Source organism: Aeromonas sp. R2-1, assembly GCF_040908425.1.
GTDB lineage: Bacteria > Pseudomonadota > Gammaproteobacteria > Enterobacterales > Aeromonadaceae > Aeromonas > Aeromonas caviae.
Genome location: NZ_JBFODR010000017.1, coordinates 1 through 20,060, shown reverse-complemented (window position 1 = coordinate 20,060; position 20,060 = coordinate 1). Strand labels below are relative to the sequence as shown.

The window sequence follows — 20,060 nt, the reverse complement described above, 5'->3', positions numbered from 1 at the left end:
CGTCCATTAAGTAAAGCAGATTGTTGATTTAAATCGCCCTGCTACCCATAATGACCTCATCCAGGCGGTCACCGCACCGATACCCACCACCGGAGCCCCCATGAACGCCAGTACCGACAAGATCCTCTATCTGCTGAAAACCCGCGGCCCCCAGAGCGCCGCCGAACTCGGCGACCAGTTGCAGATGACGTCCATGGGGGCGCGCCAGCACCTGATGGCCCTGGAGTCCGAGGGCTGGGTGGGGTTTAGCGACGAGGCCCGCGGCCGCGGTCGCCCGGTGCGTCTGTGGCACCTCACCGACCAGGCCTGGCAACGCTTCCCCGACACCCATGGCGATCTGACCCTGCAGCTGATCGACGACATCCGGCAGGTGTTTGGCGACGCGGGCATGGAGCAGCTCATCACGCGGCGGGAGCAGCAGATGCAGGCACGCTATGAATCCAGGCTGACCCAGCCGGCGCTGGCAGACAGGCTGATGACGCTCAAGGCGCTGCGCACCCAGGAGGGGTATATGGCGGACATGTCGCAGGAGGAGGACGGCAGCTGGCTGTGGTGGGAGAGTCACTGCCCCATCTGCAGTGCGGCCAGAGCCTGTCGGGGCTTTTGCCGCAGCGAGCTGGCGCTGTTTCGCCGGTTGCTGGCGCCGGCCGAGGTGGAGCGGGAGCAGTATCTGCTGGAGGGGGACAGCCGCTGCCTCTATCGCATCCGACCGCCCCGCCCCTGAGCGGGCGGAACGCAAAAACAACAAAGCAGGCGCCGGGATGCCTGCTTTGTTGCCTTCGGGGAGGGGGTGCTCTCGTTCCAGCCCGTTGTTTCCCGATAAGGTCGAACGGCTGATGGGGCTCTTGACCCGGTAAGGTCCTTCACCACAGGTGCCTGGTCGGGCGCCTGTCTTGCCACCGGAAGATGTAACCATGGTACTCCCCGCGATGCGGTGAGTGGTTGTGAAGTAGCAGGTATTTTCAGTTGTTTTTGCAATAGTTCACCCTTAATCTAGGAAAAGTGGATTAGTAATTGCGAAGAGGTACGGAGAATGCTGAAACTTGATCGTATAGACAGGCATATTCTGGAGCTGATGCAGGAAAATGGCCGCATCAGCAACCTGGAGCTGGCCGAGCTGGTCGGGCTCTCTCCCTCCCCCTGCTCGCGCCGGGTCAAGGCGCTGGAGGATGCCGGTCTCATCGATACCCATGTCACCCTGCTCAATGCCCGCCAGCTGGGGCTGACCCTCACCGCCTACATTCACATCTCCATGGACAGGCACACTCCGGAGCGGTTCGAGAACTTCGATCGCGCCGTCAAGGATCTGCCCGAGGTGCTGGAGTGCGACCTCATCACCGGCAACGATGCGGATTACCAGCTCAAGGTGGTGGTGCGGGACATGGAGCACTACCAGCACTTCCTGCTGGACAAGCTGACCCACATCTCCGGCGTGACCGGGGTGCGTTCGAGCTTCGTGCTGCGCCGCATCAAACACAAGACCGCCCTGCCCCTCAACCACCTGGGCTGACCCCCCGTATCCGGGGAGCACCAAAAGCAAGAGGAGGCCCGGGCCTCCTCTTCTTGTCTCTGCTATCAAGGGCATTCGCGGTCAACACAGCCCCCGGGCGCCATCGCCCGCCAGGTGGCGAACGCCTCGTCATATCTCGACCTGGCTGACGTCCTGCACCTGCAGCAACCAGCCGTTCTGCTCCTGCAGGGGTTCGCCGCGCAGCCGCAGCCGCTCACCGGTCGACACCCACTGCCCTTTGGGCAGAGAGATTTCCAGGCTCTCGCTGCCGTTGTCGAACACCCAGCGATCGGCGCCCAACGACTCCATCAAGTACCCTTCCATCTCCACTCTGGACTCGGCCTGCCAGGAGGGGGAGGCGGTATCACGGCTCTCGATGAAATCCCCCTGAACACCAAAGCTGGCCAGCCCCCACAGAATGGAGAGCCCGACGATGGATGATTGCATCTCTCTCTCCTGTTGGTTTGCTACCTTGAGGGCCAGTATGGGAAGAGAAAAATGAGTGCACCATGAACAAGGTGCCAAAGTGCTGGCAAGATCGCGAAAAAAACCGGCCCCATGGCCGGTCATGTCATTTTATGTCGTACAGGTCACACTACTTGGCCGCTTCTTCTGCCATCCGTGCAGCCCTTGGTTTATTTGTCCACATGGCCACCCCGCGGTGATCCGCACAGATCCCCTCGTCGGTGACCGCCCTCACCCGGACCCCGTCCTTGCAGATGGCCTGCCAGGCATCGGCATCGTCGATCTGCAACTCGGAACGGGGATAGGAGGTATCGGCGCAGGCGCACAGCAGGATGGCAAACAGAGGAAGCAGGGATTGCATGGGTTTCATCGGGTCACTCCTGACGGGAAAAGGGATCAGCGCCCCAGCTGCGCCGCCACGCGATCGCAAAGCTGCTTGAGCTGGGCCAACTCAGCATCGGCCAGATCCACCTGATTGCGCAAGCTGTCCGCCAGACAGCACTCCCTGACCTCCTGCTGCAACTGGCGTCCCGCCTCGGTCAGGCTGATGCACTTTTGCCGCTCATCCTCGTGGGAGACGGTGCGGGTCAGCCACCCCTTGCTCTCCAGCCGCTTGACGATGGGGGTCAGGGTGCCCGCATCCAGTCCGGTCTCCTGCCCTATCTCCTTGAGGCTGACCTCGTCCCGGGCCCAGAGCGAGAGCATCACCAGGTACTGGGTATAGGTGAGATCCAGCTTGTCCAGCAGCGGCCGATAGGCACGCATCACCGCATTGGAGGCGCTGTAGAGGGCAAAACAGACCTGCTTTTTCAATTCGCTCATGGAGGACCTCGCTGACGACAAGGGGGGCAGTATACCCCATCAACTTCGGGGCTGAATAGTTTGCACACAAAACAGTTGCCAGCCCCCGCGTTCAGGACTACCCTGATTTTAGTTTGCACACAAACAAAAATACCAGGCCGCCGCCCGACGCGCGGCCCCACTGCCGGAGAATGCCCATGAATGCCATCAGCCATCAAATCCAACTGCTGCGTCGCCCCACCGGTCTCCCCACCCTGGAGGACTTCGCCCTCCGGGACGTGCCCCTGCCCGCCCTGCAGGAGGGAGAGGTGCAGGTCGCCAACCAGTGGCTGTCGGTGGACCCCTACATGCGCGGCCGCATGAGCGAGGCCAAGAGCTACGTTCCTCCCTTCCCCCTCAACGGTCCCCTCGACGGCGGCGCCATCGGCACGGTACAGGCATCGCGCCATCCCGATTTCAAGGTGGGGGACAAGGTGAGCAGCATGCTGGGCTGGCGGGATGCCTTCGTGGCAAACGCCGCCCAGCTCACCCGTCTGCCCGACACCACCCTGCCGCCCCAGCGCTTCCTCGGCGCCCTCGGCATGCCGGGCATGACCGCCTGGGCGGGCCTGCACAAGGTGGCACACCTGAAGGCCGGTGAAACCCTGCTGGTCTCGGCGGCCTCCGGGGCGGTCGGCACCATGGCGGTCCAGCTCGCCAAGCAGGCGGGGGCCAGGGTCATCGGCTCCACCGGCTCGGCCGACAAGGTCGCCTACCTCAAGACCCTGGGTGCCGATGCGGTGATCAACTACCGGGAGACCCCGGATCTCGACGCCGAACTGGCCCGCCTCGCCCCCGAAGGCATCCACGTCTACTTCGAGAACGTGGGGGGCGCCATGCTGGATGCCGCCCTCAACCACCTGGTGGTGCACGGGCGCATCGTGCTGTGCGGCCTCATCGAGCAGTACAACAGCAACGGCCAGGCCAGCGGCCCGCGCAACCTCTCCCAGGTGATCCGCAAGCGCATCCTCATGCAGGGGCTGCTGGTCTCCGATCACTGGCAACACTACGGGGAGTTCCTGGCCGAGGCCATGCCGGCCTTCGAAGCGGGCACCCTCCAGGCCGAGGAGACCGTCAGCGAGGGGCTGGCCAGCATGCCGCAAGCCTTTATCGGACTGTTCCAGGGCCACAATACCGGCAAGATGCTGGTCAGACTGCCCTGATCCGGGGGCGTTTCCCATCTGTTTAACAGATAGAATGTCGCCAGACCCATCCATTTAAGCGATGGAAAATCGGCATCCGATCGCCCTTGAACAGGCGGCTTGCACAACGGGCCCATCCCCCCTAAGGTGGGCCCGTTTTCCCTGGCGCACCCCGCCGTCTCAGCAAGGAGCCTTCCCTATGTCTACCCCCTATCCTCGCGTCGGTGTCGGCGTCATTCTCACCAATGGCCAGGGCCAGGTACTGCTTGGCAAGCGCAAGGGCAGCCATGCCCCCTACTGGTCCATCGCAGGTGGTCATCTGGAATTGGGGGAAACCTTCGAGTCGGCAGCCATCCGGGAGGTGGCGGAGGAGACCGGCTTCGTCATCCGCCAGCCTCGCGTCATCGCCGTCACCAACAACCTGGAGACCTGGCGCGAGAGCGGCCTACACTACATCTCGGTCACCCTGCTGGCAGAGGTGGACGGGGAGCCGCAACTGCTGGAGCCGGAAAAATGCGAGGGCTGGATCTGGTGCGACCCGCACACTCTGCCCGAGCCTCACTTCGATGCCAGTCGCCAGTCCATCGCCTGCTGGCTGGCGGGACAATGCTACCTGCCCCAGCCACAACCTGCCCCCTGACCCTCACCGGCAGGCTGCCGCGCGTCACCCCGGCACCTCTCGTCTGCTGGCGGAGGCGACCAGCCACCCCGCCAGCCCCTGTTGATGGCAGGCAGCGCGGGAGGGCGTACCGTCACCAAACCGTCACTTTTTTGTCATATTATCCGGGCCAGGATGATGACGAGGAGGGGAAGATGGGACAGGTGTTCATGCAGTTCTTGTGGCTGGGGTGCATCAGTTTTGGCGGGCCGGCCGCCCATATCGGCTATTTTCAGCGCACCTTTGTCCAGCGGCTGGGCTGGCTGAACCAGGGGGAGTTCACCCAGTTGCTGGCCCTGTGCCAACTGCTGCCGGGTCCGGCCTCCAGCCAGCTCGGCTTTGCCATCGGCCGCCACCGTGCCGGCATCGGCGGCGCCCTGGCCGCCTTCGTCGGCTTTACCCTCCCCTCCTTCCTGCTGTTGCTGGCGGCCGCCGTCGGTCTAGGTCAGCTTGCGGGCAACTTCTGGCTGGACGCCGCCCTGCACGGCCTCAAGCTGCTGGCGCTCGTCGTGGTGGCGGATGCCGTGCTCACCATGAGCCGCCAGTTCTGCAAGACCGCGCTGCAACAGGGGGTCATGGTGGCCACCGCCGCCGCCCTCTGGTGCGCCCCCGGGCTTCTGACCCAGGTCGCCATGCTGCTCGGCGCGGCCCTGCTCTGTGCCCTGCGCGAGCCCCGCCCGGGGAGTCAGGGCCTCGCGTCCACTCCGGCTCGCCAGCCTCACTGGCCGACCCTGCTGCTGTTCGCCCTGCTGTTCGTCGGCCTGCCCCTGGTGGCGAGCGGCCCCGTCAGCCAGTTGCTGGCCGACTTTTACCGGGCAGGCAGCCTGGTGTTTGGCGGTGGTCACGTGGTGCTGCCCCTGTTGCAGGAGAGCCTGGGTCACCACCTGAGCGAGCAGCAGTTTCTGACCGGCTACGGCCTGGCCCAGCTGGTACCCGGCCCCATGTTCACCTTGGCCACCTACCTGGGCGCCGTGCTGCTGCCCGCCACTCCCCTCATCGGGGCGCTGCTGGCGACCCTGGCGCTCTTCCTGCCGGGTTTCTTGCTGCTCTGGGCGCTGGGCCCCTGCTGGCAGCACTGGCTGGCCCGCCCCCGTCTGGCGGGGGCCGTGGCCGGCATCAACGCCGCCGTGGTGGGGCTGCTGCTGGCGGCCCTCTATCAACCGGTGTGGCAGAGCGCCGTGCTCTCCCCCACCGATCTGGCGCTGGCCGCCGTCGGCTTCTACCTGCTGCGGGTGCCACGGCTCCCCGTTCTGCCCCTCGCCGCCCTGCTGACGGGGGCAGCCCTGCTGCTGGCCTGACGAACCCGCGACAAGTCAGGCAGCGCCCGCCGGGCTGTCGGTCATGGCTCTTTTCACCGAAGGGAGGCAAAGAGAGCAAGATCCGTCAGGACAGCGCGGACCCGTTGGCCGATAGTGGGCAGCACAGAGGAGAGACAATGGATCACAACCAGACAGAGGCCTACCGCCGACGCTTTCAAACGGTGACAGAGCACATCGAGCGCCATCTCGACGACGACCTGTCGCTGGAGCGGCTCAGCGCCGTGGCGCACTTTTCGCCCTTTCACTTTCATCGGCAATTTGCCGCTTACTGCGGCGTGCCGCTGGGGCGTTACATCCAGCTGCTGCGGCTGAAGCAGGCCTCTTACCGGTTGGCATTCGCGCCTCTGGACAAGGTGACTGATATCGCCCTCGATGCCGGCTTCCAGCATGGCGAATCTTTCAGTCGCGCCTTCAAGCAGACGTTCGGCCTGACGCCCAGCCAGTTCAGGCAGCACCCGGACTGGGCCAGCTGGCATCGCTGCCTGCCACGGCCCCCCACCAAGAGGATTGACCCCATGCGAGTCGACATCATCCAGTTCCCGCAGACCGCCGTCGCCGCCCTGACCCATCAGGGCCTGCCCGAGCGCATCAACGACACCGCGGCGCGCTTCATCCAGTGGCGCAAGGCCACGGGCGGCTCCCCGGTCGCCACCAGCCGGACCTATGGTCTGGCGCCGGACGACCCCGCCACGACGGAGGGTGCGGCGTTTCGCTTTACCCTCTGTGGCAGCGTCGAGTCCCCCGTCGCCGAGGACAATGAGTGGGGCGTGAAGAATGCCTTCATCCCGGCCGGGCGCTGCGCCGTGGTGCGCCACCACGGCTCCCACGACCTCCTGGCCGACTGTGCCCGGGCGCTCTACCGCGACTGGCTGCCCGCCAGCGGCGAAGAGCTGCGGGATTTTCCGCTCTTCTTCCACTACCACAACTTTGTACACGAGGTGCCCACCCATGAGCTGGTCACCGACATCTACCTGCCGCTGGCATAGCCCGGCACCTGACAGGGGGAGATAAAAAAGCGGCGCCTNGCCTCCGAAGGGAGGCGCCGCTGGTCGTGTCGGGGATCAGGCGTCGGGCTCGAAATCCAGGCTCAGGCTGTTGACGCAGTAGCGCTGGCCGGTCTCGGTCGGCCCGTCGGGGAAGACGTGGCCGAGGTGGGAGCCGCACTGGCTGCAGGTGATCTCCACCCGCTTCATGCCGTGGCTGTTGTCCTCGGTGTAGGTCACCGTCCCCTCGATGGCCCGGTCGAACGAGGGCCAGCCGCAGCCCGCGTCGAACTTGGCGCCTGAGTGGAACAGCACCTGCTTGCAGCAGACGCAGTGGTAATCGCCGCTCTTGCGGTTGTGCAGCAGGGCACCGCTGTAGGGACGCTCGGTCCCTTTCTCCCAGCAGACGTGGAACTGCTCTGCACTCAGCTTGTCGCGCCACTGTTCAGGGTTGTTACTGCTCATTCCGGCTCCTCACCACTGATAACGGTGCCCAGCATACCCAGTCAGGGCGCCTGGCTCTACCCCGCCAGCGGGAACTGTGATCCCGTTGGCAACACGGCGACAACATCCGCTGCCACCACCCCTTCACTCGCCAGCACCGCCGCCGGCAGGGCGACCCGCTCCAGCAGCTTGAGGGAGTGGGCACGCCCCACCGCCACCTGCCGCTTGATGTCGTCCGGCAGGAAAGGCAGGCCGTCGTTGGTGGCGGTGTCGATGGTCTGGATCCACTCCATGCCCTCCCCCGGCGGCGGCAGGCGGAACTGGATGTCATAGTCGCTGGCGTTGAACAGCACGTACCAGCGCTCCCCGGTGCAGCCGATCATGCCGATGTCCATGGCAAACGCCTGCCCCATGGGGGCGTGCCAGTCCTGATCGGTGAGCTGATGGCCGTCCGGGTGATACCAGTTCACCTGGTGGCAGCTGGTCGCCTTGCCGTTCCAGCCGTCGTCGCTCAGTTGCAGGTTGGAGAAGACCCCGGACTCCGCCCGCAGCGCCATCATCTGGCGGGTGAAGGCAAGCAGCCGCTCGTCCTCCGGGCGCAGTTGCCAGTTCACCCAACTTATCTGGTTGTCCTGACAGTAGGCGTTGTTGTTGCCGAGCTGGCTGCGGCCCATCTCGTCCCCGGCCAGGAAGTGGGGCGTTCCCTGTGACAGCAGCAGGGTCGCGATCAGGTTGCGCTTCTGCTGCTGGCGCAGGTTGTTGATGCGCGGGTCCAGGGTCGGCCCCTCCACCCCGTGGTTGCTGGAGAGGTTGTTGCCGTGACCGTCCCGGTTGTCCTCGCCGTTGGCCTGGTTGTGGCGCTGGTTGTAGGAGACCAGATCCTCGAGGGTGAAGCCGTCGTGATAGCAGAGGTAGTTGACGCTGGTGTGGGGGGAGCGCCAGTTCTTCGGGAAGAGATCCCGCGAGCCCACCAGACGGGTGGCAAAATCCCCCATCTTGCCCGCATCCCCGCGCCAGAAGGCGCGCACCGTGTCGCGGTAACGATCGTTGATCTCCAGCCATTGGCTCGGAAACTGGCCGAGACGATAGCCGAAGGGGCCGATGTCCCAGGGTTCGGCGATGAGCCTGACCCGCGCCAGCACGGGATCCGCCATCATGGCCTTGAAGAAGGCGCTCATGGGATCGAACTCCCCCGCCTCCCGCGCCAGGGTGACCGCCAGATCGAAGCGAAAACCGTCCACCTGCATCTCGGTAACCCAGTAGCGCAGGGCATCGAGCACCAGTCGCAAGGTATTGGGGTGATCCAGATTGACGCTGTTGCCGCAGCCGGTGACGTTGGCGTGGCGATGGTAATCCGGACCGTGGGCCCCCGACTCGAAGGCGTAGTAGCCCGCGTTGTCAAATCCCTTGAGGGAGAGCATGGGGCCGTCGAAGCCCGACTCCGCGGTGTGGTTGTAGACCACGTCCAGGATCACCTCGAGCCCCGCCCGGTGCAGCTCGCGCACCATGGTCTTGAACTCGGTCACCGCATCCTTCGCCCCGTAGCGCGGTTCGGGCGCGAAGAAGGCGATGGGGTTGTAGCCCCAGTAATTGGTCAGCCCCAGCTGCTCGAGCCTGGGCTCGGACATGAAGGCCGCCACCGGCATCAGCTGGACCGAGGTCACCCCCAGCCCCTGCAGATGCTCGATCATCAGCGGGTGGCTGATGCCCAGATAGGTGCCCTGCAACGCCTTGGGGATGCCGGGGTGCTGGCGGGTGAACCCCTTGACGTGGGTCTCGTAGAGCACGACCCGCTCCGGCGGGATGCCGGGCTTGCCGACTCCCTGCCAGTCGAAGGCATCGTCCACCACCACCGACTTGCCCACCATGGCCGCGCTGTCCCCGTCGTAGAGGGCATCGTCCCAGTGGGTGGCACGGCTGAGCGCACGGGCATAGGGGTCTATCAGCAGCTTGTCCGGGTCGAACAGCAACCCCTCCTGGGGAGAGCCATGCACCCGGTAGCCATAGCGCTGACCGGCCTTGACCCCGCGCACGTGGCCGAACCAGTACTGACCGCGCCGACCGGGCAAGGGGAGACGCGCCAGCTCCTGCTCCTCGTCGTCGAACAGGCAGAGCTCCACCTTGTCCGATTGGGGAGCCCAGACACAGAAGTGGCAGCCCGTCTCGTCCAGACGGGCGCCAAGCGGGTGCTCTACCCCGTTTTCCATTTCAAACATCAGGACTCCTGTTTGATGAACAAGGTCGCGAGCGGCGGCAAGTCCAGCACCAGGCTGTGTGCCATCCCCTGCCAGGGGGTCGCCTCGGCGACGAAGACCAGACCCACATCATAGTTGCTGCCCCAGTAATGCTCGCTGTCGGTGTTGAGCACCACCCGATAGCGACCGGCAGCCGGTACCCCGAGACGGTAACCGATGCGCGGCACCGGGGTGAAGTTGCAGGCCACCACCAGCGGATGGGCCCCCAGCTTGTCGGCCCGAAGCCAGGCGAAGATGCTGTTGTCCGCGTCCTGGTGATCCAGCCAGCGGAAACCGGCCTGTTCATAATCCGCCTGATACAAGGCAGGTTCATGACGATAGAGGTGGTTGAGATCCCGGATCAGCCGCTGCTGGCCGCCGTGCCTGGGGTACTGCAACAGGTGCCAGGGCAGCTGGGCATCGTGATTCCACTCGTTGCTCTGGGCGATCTCGGTGCCCATGAAGTTGAGCTTCTTGCCGGGGTGGGCATACATGAAGCCCATGTAGGCGCGCAGGTTGGCGGCCTGCTGCCACTCGTCTCCCGGCATCTTGTAGAGCAGGGAGTGCTTGCCGTGGACCACCTCGTCGTGGGAGAGGGACAGAATGAAGTTCTCGTCATAGTGGTACACCATGGAGAAGGTCATGTCGTTGTGGTGGTAGCGACGGTGAATGGGCTCTTTTTGCATGTAGCTGAGGGTGTCGTGCATCCAGCCCATATTCCACTTGAAGCCAAACCCCAGGCCGCCAAGGAAGGTGGGACGGGAGACCCCGGCAAAGGCGGTGGACTCCTCGGCAATGGTCATGGCGTGGGGGTACTTGCCGTACACCTCCTCGTTGGTCCACTTCAAGAGGCTGATCGCCTCGTAGTTGTGGTTGCCGCCATCGACGTTGGGCACCCACTCACCGGCGTTGCGGGAATAATCCAGATAGAGCATGGAGGCGACCGCATCCACCCGCAGGCCGTCGATGTGGAACTTGTCGAGCCAGAACAGGGCGCTGGCCACCAGGAACTGGCGCACGGTGTCGCGACCGAAGTCATAGATGTAGGAGTTCCAGTCCGGGTGCCAGCCACGGCGCGGATCTTCGTACTCGTAGAGCGGCGTGCCGTCGAAGCGGGCCAGGCCGTGGGCATCGGACGGGAAGTGGGCGGGCACCCAATCCAGAATCACGCCGATCCCCGCCTGGTGGCACTGATCCACGAAGTATTTGAAATCGTCGGCCGTGCCGTAGCGGCTGGTGGGGGAGAACATGCCCACCGGCTGGTAGCCCCAGGAGCCGCTGAAGGGGTGCTCGGAGACCGGCAGCAGCTCGATGTGGGTGTACTCCATCTCCTTGATGTAATCCACCAGTTCCACCGCCAGCTCGCGCCAGCTCAGGCTGTCGCCGTTGGGGTGACGCTTCCAGGAGCCCACGTGCAGCTCGTAGATGGAAAGGGGCTGCTCGCGCTTGTCATTGAGCTGACTCTCGCGCCAGGCGGCGTCCTGCCACTGGTACTGGCCGTGGTCATAGACCACGGAGGCGAACGAGGGGTACTGCTCGCAGTAGAAGCCCACCGGGTCGCTCTTGTGGGGCAGGCGATTGCCCGCCGGGTCTTTCAGTTCGAACTTGTAGCGATCCCCGGCCTTGAGCCCCGGCACGAACAGCACCCAGTGGCCGCACTGGCTGCGCTGCATGGGGTGACGGCGGCCATCCCAGAAGTTGAAATCGCCGATGAGGCTCACGGCCGTGGCGCTCGGCGCGTAGACGGCAAAGCGTACCCCTTCCACCTGCTGACCGAGGTGCGTCACGGTGCGCAACTGGGCGCCGAGGGTGTGGTAGAGGTTTTCCGGTTGCCAGGTGAGTTCCGCCAGCCCCTCCCAGGCGGCGGCCTGGAACTGATAGGGGTCGATGATGTCGGCACTGGCGTCGGCGTAGGTCGCGATGAGCTGGTAGGGGAAGGGATTCTTGCGGCGGGTGAAAACAGTTTCAAAGAGGCCCGCTTCGTCAGCGGTGGTCAGGGTGGCAACTATCTTGCCTGACTTGAGATCCCTGACCCGGACCTCGAGTGCATCGGGCAACCAGGCGGTGAGTTTCAGGCCTGGCCCATCCGGATTGGCCAGCAGGCCTAGATGGGAGAAAGGATCGGCACAGCGGGCGGCAACCAAACGTTCAACGGGCATCGACATTTCCTTTGATGGCTGAACATCCGCTTCGGCCGAAGCCGAAGCGGATGAAAGTGAGTCACATGTTGGCGTTCAAGGCTCAACGGCTGGCCTCGTCACGGGCCCGGCTCATCTTGCCCGCCAGATTCTTGAGCGCCTCGTCGGCGAAGATATCCTCCAGATCCCGGGAGAGCTTGCGACGCCAGTTGGGGTACTCGTAGCTGGTACCCGGCACGTTGACCGGCTTGTCCATCTCCAGCCAGTCTTCGAGCTGGGTGCTGAACAGGGCACAGCTGCCGCGGGACATGTGCAGTTGCAGACCGTGGTTGAGCTCGGTATTCATGCCGACCCAGTTCACGTCGTGACTGATATTGCCAGAGATGACCCCATGAGCATGCAGGCTGTCAAGGATCCGCTGCTTGGCCTGGTGGCGATCAGCATACAGGGTCTTGAGTACGTCTTCATCCGGGTACAGGCCCAGTTCGCGTCCCAGCGCCAGATCGTCGCAGTGCCAGAAGCCTTTGAGGGTCGGCATGTCGTGGGTGGTCAGGGCGGACATCGCCTGCTCGGCGTAGTGCGCCGGGGAGATGAAGCCACCATCGTCCTTGGAACGCTCGAAGAAGAACACCTTGTAGGAGTGGACGCCGTTCTCTTTCAGGGTCACGTCGATCCCCTCCGGCACGGTACCGAGATCCTCGCCGATCAGCAGACACTGGTTGCGGTGGGACTCAAGGGCCAGGATCCCCAGCAGGTCATTAACCGGGTAATAGATGTAGGCCCCCTTGGCGGCGGACTCTCCGGGCGGCACCCACCACAAGCGCAGCAAGGCCATCACGTGGTCGATGCGCAGGGCGCCGCAGGAGCGCATGTTGGCACGGAACAGATCCACCATGGGCTGGTAGGCGGCCTCGAACAGCTGGTTCGGGTTCATGGGGGGCAGGCCCCAGTTCTGGCCGAGGGGGCCGAGAATATCGGGCGGTGCACCGACCGAGGCTTTCGGGCAGTAGAGATCCCGGTTTGCCCAGATCTCGGTGGAACCTTCGGAGACGCCGACCGCCAGATCCCGGTAGATCCCCATCACCATGCCGGCGGCCTTGGCGCGGGCATCGGCCCGGGCCAGCTGCTCGTCAGCCAGGAACTGCAGATAGAGATAGAAGGCCACATCCTGCTGGTGCTCGGCCATCCAGGCCGCCACTTCGGGGTTGTGGTAATCGCGCAGCGCCTCGGGCCAGACCGGCCAGCCCCAGGCATTCTCGCCCTTGGCATAGAAGTGGGCCTGCAGGGCGTCAAACGCTGCCTGCTGTTGCAGGCTGTCACCGCCGGCAGCCACGAAGGCATCGAACGCAGCCTGACGCTCGGCGCTGAAGCTGGCCTGGTCGAATACCTGGCGCAGCATCCCGATCTTGGTCTGGATGACGCCGGTGTAATCCACGTTGTCCTTGACCCGCAGGGAGGTGAGGTGCTGCTGGAAGGCCGGGCTCGCCACTTCCGCTTTCAGGCGATCGTTGCCCAGGAATTCGGGCACCGCTTCCACGTCGATATAGGCGACGTTGAGCCAGCGACGGGAAGAAGGGCTGTAGGGGCTGGCACTCTCCGGGTTCGCCGGATAGAGGGCATGAATGGGGTTGAGACCGACGAAGTGGGCTCCCCAGGCGGCGGCATTCTCAACCAGCTGGCCGAGATCGCTGAAATCGCCGATGCCCCAGTTGTGGCGGCTGCGCAGGCAGTAGAGCTGGACGCTCGGGCCCCACACCTTGCGACCATTGGCGATGGGCGCCTGCTTGTAGCAGGACTTGGGGGCAACGATGAGACGCATGGTGGCCAGCGGCTCGTCATTGCCCTCTTCCAGCAGGATGAGCTGGTGATAACCCAGCGCAGGCTGCACATCCAGGGTGACGCGATAGGCCTGACACTCCATCTCCTCGAACTCGGCCACCCCGACCAGCTCACCCTCGATGGGGGTGAGTTGACCGGACAGCACTGCACCCTGCTCCTGCTGGAGCTGCCAGGTGAGGGCATCGTTGACGAATTCGATGGGGAGGCGAACCTCAAGAGTAACGGCGTCGCCGCTGCGTACCACCATCACGGGATCCAGCGCGCGCAGCCAGTGCTGGCGGTGCTCCTGCTCAAGCTGTTCGGACAGGGCGGCCTCGTCATCGACGCGGTAGCCCATGGCGCCCAGCATGGCGGCCTTGCTCTCTTCCGATACCAGGGCCGGCTGGCCCCAGGCATCAACATACTCACTGGCAATGCCTTTGGCGGCAGCCAGCTGTTCAATCAGGGTGGTCATAGTTTGAGAATTCCCGCTGTGGATTCTGTCTACGCTATTTTGTGATTAATTTTTATGGTTGGTACTTGAACAGTGGCTCTTTGGCCATGCTAAACCGCGCACATTTTTACATATCTCCCCGGCTGGATGTGTGACCGGGCAGGCACTATTGTTGTTCTCTGCCACCGACTTTGCTGATGATGCATTCAACAAAAGTTGGTAGCCAGTTACATAAACCGAAAATAAATTTCACAGTTTTTCATGATATAGCGCAATTTCGCGCAGATTGTTGGTTGACTCGCGAGGGAGTTCTAGTAAATTTACAAACGGAATTTTCTTTGACTACTGAACAGTTAGGTAACCAATTATGACTATCAAAGTAGGTATTAACGGTTTTGGCCGTATCGGTCGTTTCGTTTTCCGTCTGGCCGCTGAGCGTGCTGACATCGAAGTGGTTGGTATCAACGACCTGATCGACGTTGACTACATGGCTTACATGCTGAAGTACGACTCCACTCACGGTCGCTTCAAGGGCACTGTTGAAGTCAAAGACGGCAACCTGATCGTCAACGGCAAAACCGTACGTGTTACCGCTGAACGTGACCCGGCCAACCTGAAATGGGGCGAAATCGGTGTTGACGTTGTTGCCGAAGCAACCGGTCTGTTCCTGACCGACGAAACCGCTCGCAAGCACATCGCTGCCGGTGCCAAGAAAGTCGTACTGACCGGTCCGTCCAAAGACGCTACCCCGATGTTCGTCATGGGCGTCAACCAGGATTCCTACGCTGGCCAGGACATCGTTTCCAACGCTTCCTGCACCACCAACTGCCTGGCCCCCATCGCCAAGGTTCTGAACGATACCTTCGGTATCGAATCCGGCCTGATGACCACCGTTCACGCTACCACTGCTACCCAGAAGACCGTTGATGGTCCGTCTGCCAAAGACTGGCGCGGTGGCCGCGGTGCGGCTCAGAACATCATCCCGTCCTCTACCGGTGCTGCCAAGGCTGTTGGCGTGGTCATCCCGGAACTGAACGGCAAGCTGACCGGCATGGCCTTCCGCGTTCCGACTCCGGACGTGTCCGTTGTTGACCTGACCGTCAACCTGAAGAAAGAAGCGTCCTACGCTGAAATCTGCCAGGCCATGAAGGCTGCCTCCGAAGGCGCCATGAAGGGCGTGCTGGGCTACACCGAAGACGAAGTGGTTTCCACCGACTTCCTGGGTGAGCGTCAGACTTCCGTGTTCGATGCCAAGGCTGGTATCCAGCTGAACAAGACCTTCGTGAAAGTCGTCTCCTGGTACGACAACGAAATGGGCTACTCCAGCAAGGTTCTGGACCTGATCGCTCACATCTCCAAGTAATTTGGGATGCGCAATCGCGTAGCTTGAAAAAAGGCGGCCAATGGCCGCCTTTTTGTATTCTGAATCACGGACCCTTTCTGAATGTCCCCGAGCACTGGAGCCTTTATGACACCGACACGTACGCTGACTGCCCACTGCACCCTGAGCCAGGATGGCCTGCCCCTGCTGACCATAGACAATGAGCACGCCAGGGCCGAGATAAGCCTGTTTGGCGCCCATGTGCTGCGTTACCAACGCCATGGTGAGCCGGCCTCTCTCTGGCTCAGCGACAAGGCGATACTGGATGGCAGCAAGCCCATTCGCGGCGGCATTCCCCTCTGCTGGCCCTGGTTCGGCCCCTCCCCCGCTCGCGTTGGCAGCGGCAAGCCGGCTCATGGCTTCGCACGCAACTGCCTGTGGACGCTGGATGGGGTCTCCGATCACGGGGATGGCACACTCGTCCACCTCTCCCTGCGTGACAACGATGCCAGCAGGACGCTCTGGCCCCATGCCTTCGAGCTGGAGCTGGACGTACTGGTCGGCAAGGAGCTTTCCCTGGTGCTGACCACCCGCAACACCGGCAAGTCAGCGCTCACCTACAATGCCGCCCTGCACACCTACCTGCAGATCAGTGCGCCGGAAGCGGTAACCGTGACCGGCCTCGGCGAACCCTATCTGGACAAGCTGACCGGCCGCAACGAACTGCAACAGGGAGCGCTGACCGTCACCGCAGCCATGGATCGCATCTACCGCCAGCCCGATGCCATGGTCAGCGTGCAGGATGGTGAGCGCACCACCCGGGTGGTCAGCGGCAACCACGACAGCGTGGTGGTCTGGACCCCCTGGCAGGAAGGGGCCAGCGCCATGGCCGACATGAGTGACGACGGTTATCGCACCATGCTCTGTGTCGAGGCAGCCATCACCGCCGAGGACGGGATCACCGTCGCGCCCGACGAGGAGCACAGCTTCTCCACCGTCATCATCTGACGATACGGCTGACGGATAAATTAAAGAGGGCTCCCGCGGGAGCCCTCTTTGCATCTTGCCATCAGCGGCGATCAGGCGTTGCCCTGGGTCTTGAGCTTGAGCTCGGCGGCGAAATCCAGCATGCGATCGAGCGGGACAAGCGCTTTGAGACGCAGTGCCTCATCCACATGGATCTCGTGACGCTCGGCACCGTCGGTCAGGGCTTCCTTGATGGCCACCAGGCCGTTCATCGCCATCCAGGGGCAGTGGGCGCAGCTGCGGCAGGTGGCACCATCGCCGCCGGTGGGCGCTTCCACCATCTCTTTCTCCGGGCATGCCTGCTGCATCTTGTAGAAGATGCCGCGATCGGTCGCCACGATCAGTTTTTGCTGGGGCAGCTCTTTGGCGGCCTTGATGAGCTGGCTGGTGGACCCCACCGCATCCGCAAGCTCGATGACGGAGGCCGGGGACTCCGGGTGCACCAGCACGGCGGCATCCGGGTTCTGGGCCTTGAGCTCGCGCAGCGCCTTGGCCTTGAACTCGTCGTGCACGATGCAGTGACCCTGCCAGCGCAGCATCTCGGCCCCCGTCTTCTTCTCGATGTAGGCGCCGAGGTGTCGGTCCGGGCCCCAGATGATCTTGTGACCCTGACTGTCCAGATGTTCGACGATCTCCAGCGCAATGCTGGAGGTGACCACCCAGTCGGCCCGTGCTTTCACCGCTGCCGAGGTATTGGCATAGACCACCACGATGTGATCGGGGTGGGCATCGCAGAAGGCGGAGAACTGGTCGATGGGACAACCCAGATCAAGAGAGCACTCGGCCTCCAGCGTCGGCATCAGCACCCGCTTGTGGGGGCTCAGGATCTTGGAGGTCTCTCCCATGAAGCGCACACCGGCCACGATCAGGGTCTGGGCCGCATGGTCGCGACCGAAGCGGGCCATCTCCAGGGAGTCACCCACGAAGCCACCGGTGGCTTCTGCCAGGGCCTGGATCTCGGGATCCGTGTAGTAATGGGCAACCAGCACGGCCTGGCGCGCCTCGAGCAGCACCTTGATCTCGGCGATCAGGGTCGCCTTCTGCTCGGGAGTCTGGGGCTGTGGTTTGGCCGGGAAGGGGTAGTCCATCTCGACTACCGGCGGAATACTGCTCAGTGCATTGCTCATTGCGACTGTTCCATCAACGCTCGGGAAGACCAAAATTATAACCAGAAGCCGTGCACAAACCCATCAACAAATCCAGTACAGTACAACTGTCAGGACCCGCTCCGACCATATCGTTGTCATTCTTGCCAAAAGGAGTTGTCGAATGAAACAACGTTCGCTCAAGACCAAGTTGTTGTTGCTCACGCTGGGACTTTTTCTCGCCAGTGGCGTCGCCATGACATGGATACAGTCCTCCTCGCTGAACGGCCTGCGCGATGACATCATGGCGCAGACCCGCGGCGCCCTGGAGCAGGAGGTTTCCCGTTCCCTGCAATTCCAGGCAGAGCGGTATGCCGTGCAGATCGAAGACCAGTTGCAGCAGGCCTATCAGATACCGCTCGGCATGGCGGCGCAGCTTGAAGGAAGCATGGCCCAGCCGGACCAGCGGCTGAGTCGCCCGCAAGTAGAGCTGCTGCTTGGCAGCCGCCTGCGCCAGGCAAACGGGATCAGCTCCATCTACGCCCAGTTCGAACCCAACGGTTACGACGGACAGGACGCCGACTGGCAGACAGGCGCCAGCCATTCGGTTGCCGGTAAGGGCAGTCTCGAGGTCTACTTCACCCGGGAACAGAACGGAAACATCGCGCAGCAGACCATAGATGCCGCCACCAGTGACGCCAAGTTCGACACCTCGCGCAATGAATTCGGCATTCGCAACAGCGAGTGGTATCTCTGCGGTCGCGAGACTCGTCGCCCCTGCCTGATGGAACCCTACCTCTACGAGATAAGCCCTGGCCAGAAGATGCTGATGACCAGCCTGACGGTGCCCGTCCTCAAGGATGGCAAGTTTGCCGGGATCACCGGGGTAGACATGAACCTGCCCATCTTCCAGCAACTGGCCGAGCACCTTGGCAAGAGCCTCTATGACAACCAGGCCGAGGTCACCCTGGTCAGCAAGGCGGGCTTCATCGTCGGCAGCAACCGCCATCCGGACAAACTGGGGCGCCCCCTGACAGAGGCCGGACTGGTTGCCCCGAATGGACGCCCCGCCGATACCGACAGCGATTTCATCCTGCAGCAGCCCATACGGATCGAGGCTGCCGACAACCAGTGGTGGCTGATGATCAAGGTGCCCAAGGCCCTCGCCCTCAGCCAGGCCAACACCATCAGCCAGCAGCTCGGCAGCCTGTTGCAGGCTACCCAGCAGCAGCAGCTGGTTGCCATCGTTGTCATCACCCTGGTGGCCCTGGGCCTGCTTGTCTGGTTCATCCAGACCATCACGGCGCCCCTCTCCCTCATCAGCCGCCACGTCTCCCACCTCGCCAGCAATGAAGGCGACCTGACCCAGCAGATGCGTATCGACACCCACCAGGAGCTCATCGAGCTGGGCAGGCATCTCAATGCCTTCCTCGGCAAGCTGAGGGCCATGGTGCAGGGCAGCAAGCAGATAGGGCAACAGGTGCATCAGCAGGCCAGGGGCATGAAACAGACGGCCGATGCCATGCGCAGCAGCCTGGATGATCAGAGCCTGGAGCTGGAGAGCGTGGTCAGCGCCATGCACGAGATGAGCACCACGGCAGTCAGCGTGGCGGGCTATGCGGAACAGGCGGCGCAGGAGTCGGAAGCGGCGACCCACCATGTCAGCACGGCCCAGCAGACCTTGAGCAGGGCCCGCAGCGAGATCCATACCCTGGTCGAGGACATGCATCAGGCCGACAAGGCGGTCGCCCAGGTCGCCCAGCGCAGCACCAATATCAGCCACATTCTCGATGTGATCCGGGCCATTGCCGAACAGACCAATCTGCTGGCCCTCAACGCAGCCATCGAGGCGGCGCGGGCCGGCGACATGGGCAGGGGTTTTGCCGTCGTGGCGGACGAGGTGAGGGCGCTGGCCAACAAGACCCGCTCATCCACCGACGAGATAGGGCAGCTCATCGGCAGCCTGCAAACCGAGGTCACCAGCAGCCAGCAGTTGATGAGCACGGGGATCGCCCGCTCGGTGAGCACGGTTGAAGGCACGGAGCAGGCCTTCGAGGCACTCAATCAGGTGGTCACCCAGATCCAGCAGATCCATGATCACATCAGCCAGGTAGCGACCGCCGCCGAGCAGCAGAGTGCCGTGAGCGACACCATCAACCAGAACCTGATGCGCATCGGTGACGCCGCCACCACCCTGGGACAAGAGGCCAATGCCAGCCAGCGCCTGAGCGAGGCACTGGAACAGGCGGCCACCACCCTGGCAAGCGAGCTGGATCGACTGCGAACCTGATGGGAGACGGAAACGAAAAAGCCCGCATCGCTGCGGGCTTTTCAATATGGTGGTCGTTACTGGGCTCGAACCAGTGACCCCCTCCTTGTAAGGGAGGTGCTCTCCCAGCTGAGCTAAACGACCTGGGATATGACTGAAATGATGGTGGGTCGTGCTGGATTCGAACCAGCGACCAATTGATTAAAAGTCAACTGCTCTACCGACTGAGCTAACGACCCATCGAAATCATTTTTAAAGCATGGTGGTCGTTACTGGGCTCGAACCAGTGACCCCCTCCTTGTAAGGGAGGTGCTCTCCCAGCTGAGCTAAACGACCTGGGATATGACTGAAATG

Annotated in this window: 17 protein-coding genes and 3 tRNA genes; 9 read left to right on the top strand and 11 right to left on the bottom strand. The window is 63.1% G+C overall.

The window, feature by feature from the left end:
* Nucleotides 1–100 precede the first annotated feature (100 nt).
* Both AB5Y80_RS04095 and AB5Y80_RS04090 read left to right on the top strand, forming a co-directional pair.
* Entirely contained in the window at nt 101–724 is a 624-nt protein-coding gene (locus AB5Y80_RS04095; protein ID WP_041214535.1) for a metalloregulator ArsR/SmtB family transcription factor, read from the top strand.
* Between the two features lie 309 nt (nt 725–1,033).
* Nucleotides 1,034–1,510: an Lrp/AsnC family transcriptional regulator gene (locus tag AB5Y80_RS04090; protein ID WP_010672894.1), complete on the top strand. Its 477-nt coding sequence runs from the start codon at nt 1,034–1,036 to the stop codon at nt 1,508–1,510.
* A gap of 129 nt (nt 1,511–1,639) precedes the next feature.
* On the opposite strand, the gene AB5Y80_RS04085 is transcribed toward AB5Y80_RS04090, so the two are convergent.
* The 3 genes from AB5Y80_RS04085 to AB5Y80_RS04075 all read right to left on the bottom strand — a co-directional run bounded on the left by AB5Y80_RS04085 (nt 1,640) and on the right by AB5Y80_RS04075 (nt 2,797).
* The gene (locus AB5Y80_RS04085; protein WP_042883398.1) at nt 1,640–1,957 is read right to left on the bottom strand and encodes a hypothetical protein; all 318 of its coding nucleotides are present in this window, start codon (nt 1,955–1,957) and stop codon (nt 1,640–1,642) included.
* Nucleotides 1,958–2,105: 148 nt separating this feature from the next.
* A complete protein-coding gene (locus AB5Y80_RS04080) occupies nt 2,106–2,336 on the bottom strand; it encodes a hypothetical protein (RefSeq protein WP_029313696.1) in 231 nt (76 codons plus the stop codon).
* A 35-nt stretch (nt 2,337–2,371) separates the two neighbouring features.
* Nucleotides 2,372–2,797, bottom strand: a complete 426-nt coding sequence (locus tag AB5Y80_RS04075; protein WP_029313694.1) for a MarR family winged helix-turn-helix transcriptional regulator — start codon at nt 2,795–2,797, stop codon at nt 2,372–2,374.
* Nucleotides 2,798–2,973: 176 nt separating this feature from the next.
* On the opposite strand from AB5Y80_RS04075, the gene AB5Y80_RS04070 reads away from it, so the two are divergent.
* The 4 genes from AB5Y80_RS04070 to AB5Y80_RS04055 all read left to right on the top strand — a co-directional run bounded on the left by AB5Y80_RS04070 (nt 2,974) and on the right by AB5Y80_RS04055 (nt 6,920).
* Nucleotides 2,974–3,978 carry an NADP-dependent oxidoreductase gene (locus tag AB5Y80_RS04070; RefSeq protein WP_322131915.1) on the top strand — a complete coding sequence of 335 codons (1,005 nt, stop codon included), beginning with the start codon at nt 2,974–2,976 and terminating at the stop codon, nt 3,976–3,978.
* Nucleotides 3,979–4,156: 178 nt separating this feature from the next.
* The gene (locus tag AB5Y80_RS04065) at nt 4,157–4,597 is read left to right on the top strand and encodes an NUDIX hydrolase (protein WP_042864402.1); all 441 of its coding nucleotides are present in this window, start codon (nt 4,157–4,159) and stop codon (nt 4,595–4,597) included.
* Nucleotides 4,598–4,770: 173 nt separating this feature from the next.
* A complete protein-coding gene (gene chrA, locus AB5Y80_RS04060) occupies nt 4,771–5,913 on the top strand; it encodes a chromate efflux transporter (RefSeq protein ID WP_368172543.1) in 1,143 nt (380 codons plus the stop codon).
* Nucleotides 5,914–6,050: 137 nt separating this feature from the next.
* Entirely contained in the window at nt 6,051–6,920 is an 870-nt protein-coding gene (locus AB5Y80_RS04055; protein ID WP_368172542.1) for a GyrI-like domain-containing protein, read from the top strand.
* A 75-nt stretch (nt 6,921–6,995) separates the two neighbouring features.
* Here the strand turns inward: AB5Y80_RS04055 and msrB are convergent, their stop codons facing one another.
* From msrB to malQ, 4 genes are all read right to left on the bottom strand, one after another.
* On the bottom strand, nt 6,996–7,382 hold the full coding sequence (msrB, locus tag AB5Y80_RS04050) for a peptide-methionine (R)-S-oxide reductase MsrB (protein ID WP_010672886.1): 387 nt from the start codon (nt 7,380–7,382) through the stop codon (nt 6,996–6,998).
* Nucleotides 7,383–7,438: 56 nt separating this feature from the next.
* Nucleotides 7,439–9,577, bottom strand: a complete 2,139-nt coding sequence (gene glgX / locus AB5Y80_RS04045; RefSeq protein WP_368172541.1) for a glycogen debranching protein GlgX — start codon at nt 9,575–9,577, stop codon at nt 7,439–7,441.
* Nucleotides 9,577–11,754 carry a 1,4-alpha-glucan branching protein GlgB gene (glgB, locus tag AB5Y80_RS04040; RefSeq protein ID WP_368172540.1) on the bottom strand — a complete coding sequence of 726 codons (2,178 nt, stop codon included), beginning with the start codon at nt 11,752–11,754 and terminating at the stop codon, nt 9,577–9,579. Before glgB ends, glgX begins: the two co-directional genes overlap by 1 nt.
* An 82-nt stretch (nt 11,755–11,836) precedes the next feature.
* Nucleotides 11,837–14,026: a 4-alpha-glucanotransferase gene (gene malQ, locus AB5Y80_RS04035; protein ID WP_010672883.1), complete on the bottom strand. Its 2,190-nt coding sequence runs from the start codon at nt 14,024–14,026 to the stop codon at nt 11,837–11,839.
* A 346-nt stretch (nt 14,027–14,372) separates the two neighbouring features.
* Between malQ and gap the strand changes: the two genes are divergently transcribed.
* Both gap and AB5Y80_RS04025 read left to right on the top strand, forming a co-directional pair.
* Nucleotides 14,373–15,368: a type I glyceraldehyde-3-phosphate dehydrogenase gene (gap, locus tag AB5Y80_RS04030; protein ID WP_010672882.1), complete on the top strand. Its 996-nt coding sequence runs from the start codon at nt 14,373–14,375 to the stop codon at nt 15,366–15,368.
* A 105-nt stretch (nt 15,369–15,473) separates the two neighbouring features.
* Nucleotides 15,474–16,334: a D-hexose-6-phosphate mutarotase gene (locus tag AB5Y80_RS04025; protein ID WP_042015770.1), complete on the top strand. Its 861-nt coding sequence runs from the start codon at nt 15,474–15,476 to the stop codon at nt 16,332–16,334.
* Nucleotides 16,335–16,405: 71 nt separating this feature from the next.
* Here the strand turns inward: AB5Y80_RS04025 and nadA are convergent, their stop codons facing one another.
* Complete coding sequence (gene nadA / locus AB5Y80_RS04020; protein ID WP_368172539.1) at nt 16,406–17,479, bottom strand: quinolinate synthase NadA; 1,074 nt, start codon at nt 17,477–17,479, stop codon at nt 16,406–16,408.
* A 142-nt stretch (nt 17,480–17,621) separates the two neighbouring features.
* Between nadA and AB5Y80_RS04015 the strand changes: the two genes are divergently transcribed.
* Nucleotides 17,622–19,727: a methyl-accepting chemotaxis protein gene (locus AB5Y80_RS04015; RefSeq protein ID WP_323882889.1), complete on the top strand. Its 2,106-nt coding sequence runs from the start codon at nt 17,622–17,624 to the stop codon at nt 19,725–19,727.
* A gap of 47 nt (nt 19,728–19,774) precedes the next feature.
* On the opposite strand, the gene AB5Y80_RS04010 is transcribed toward AB5Y80_RS04015, so the two are convergent.
* From AB5Y80_RS04010 to AB5Y80_RS04000, 3 genes are all read right to left on the bottom strand, one after another.
* Nucleotides 19,775–19,850: transfer RNA gene (locus AB5Y80_RS04010), tRNA-Val, on the bottom strand.
* A 19-nt stretch (nt 19,851–19,869) separates the two neighbouring features.
* Nucleotides 19,870–19,945, bottom strand: a tRNA-Lys gene (locus AB5Y80_RS04005).
* A gap of 21 nt (nt 19,946–19,966) precedes the next feature.
* Nucleotides 19,967–20,042: transfer RNA gene (locus AB5Y80_RS04000), tRNA-Val, on the bottom strand.
* Nucleotides 20,043–20,060 lie beyond the last annotated feature (18 nt).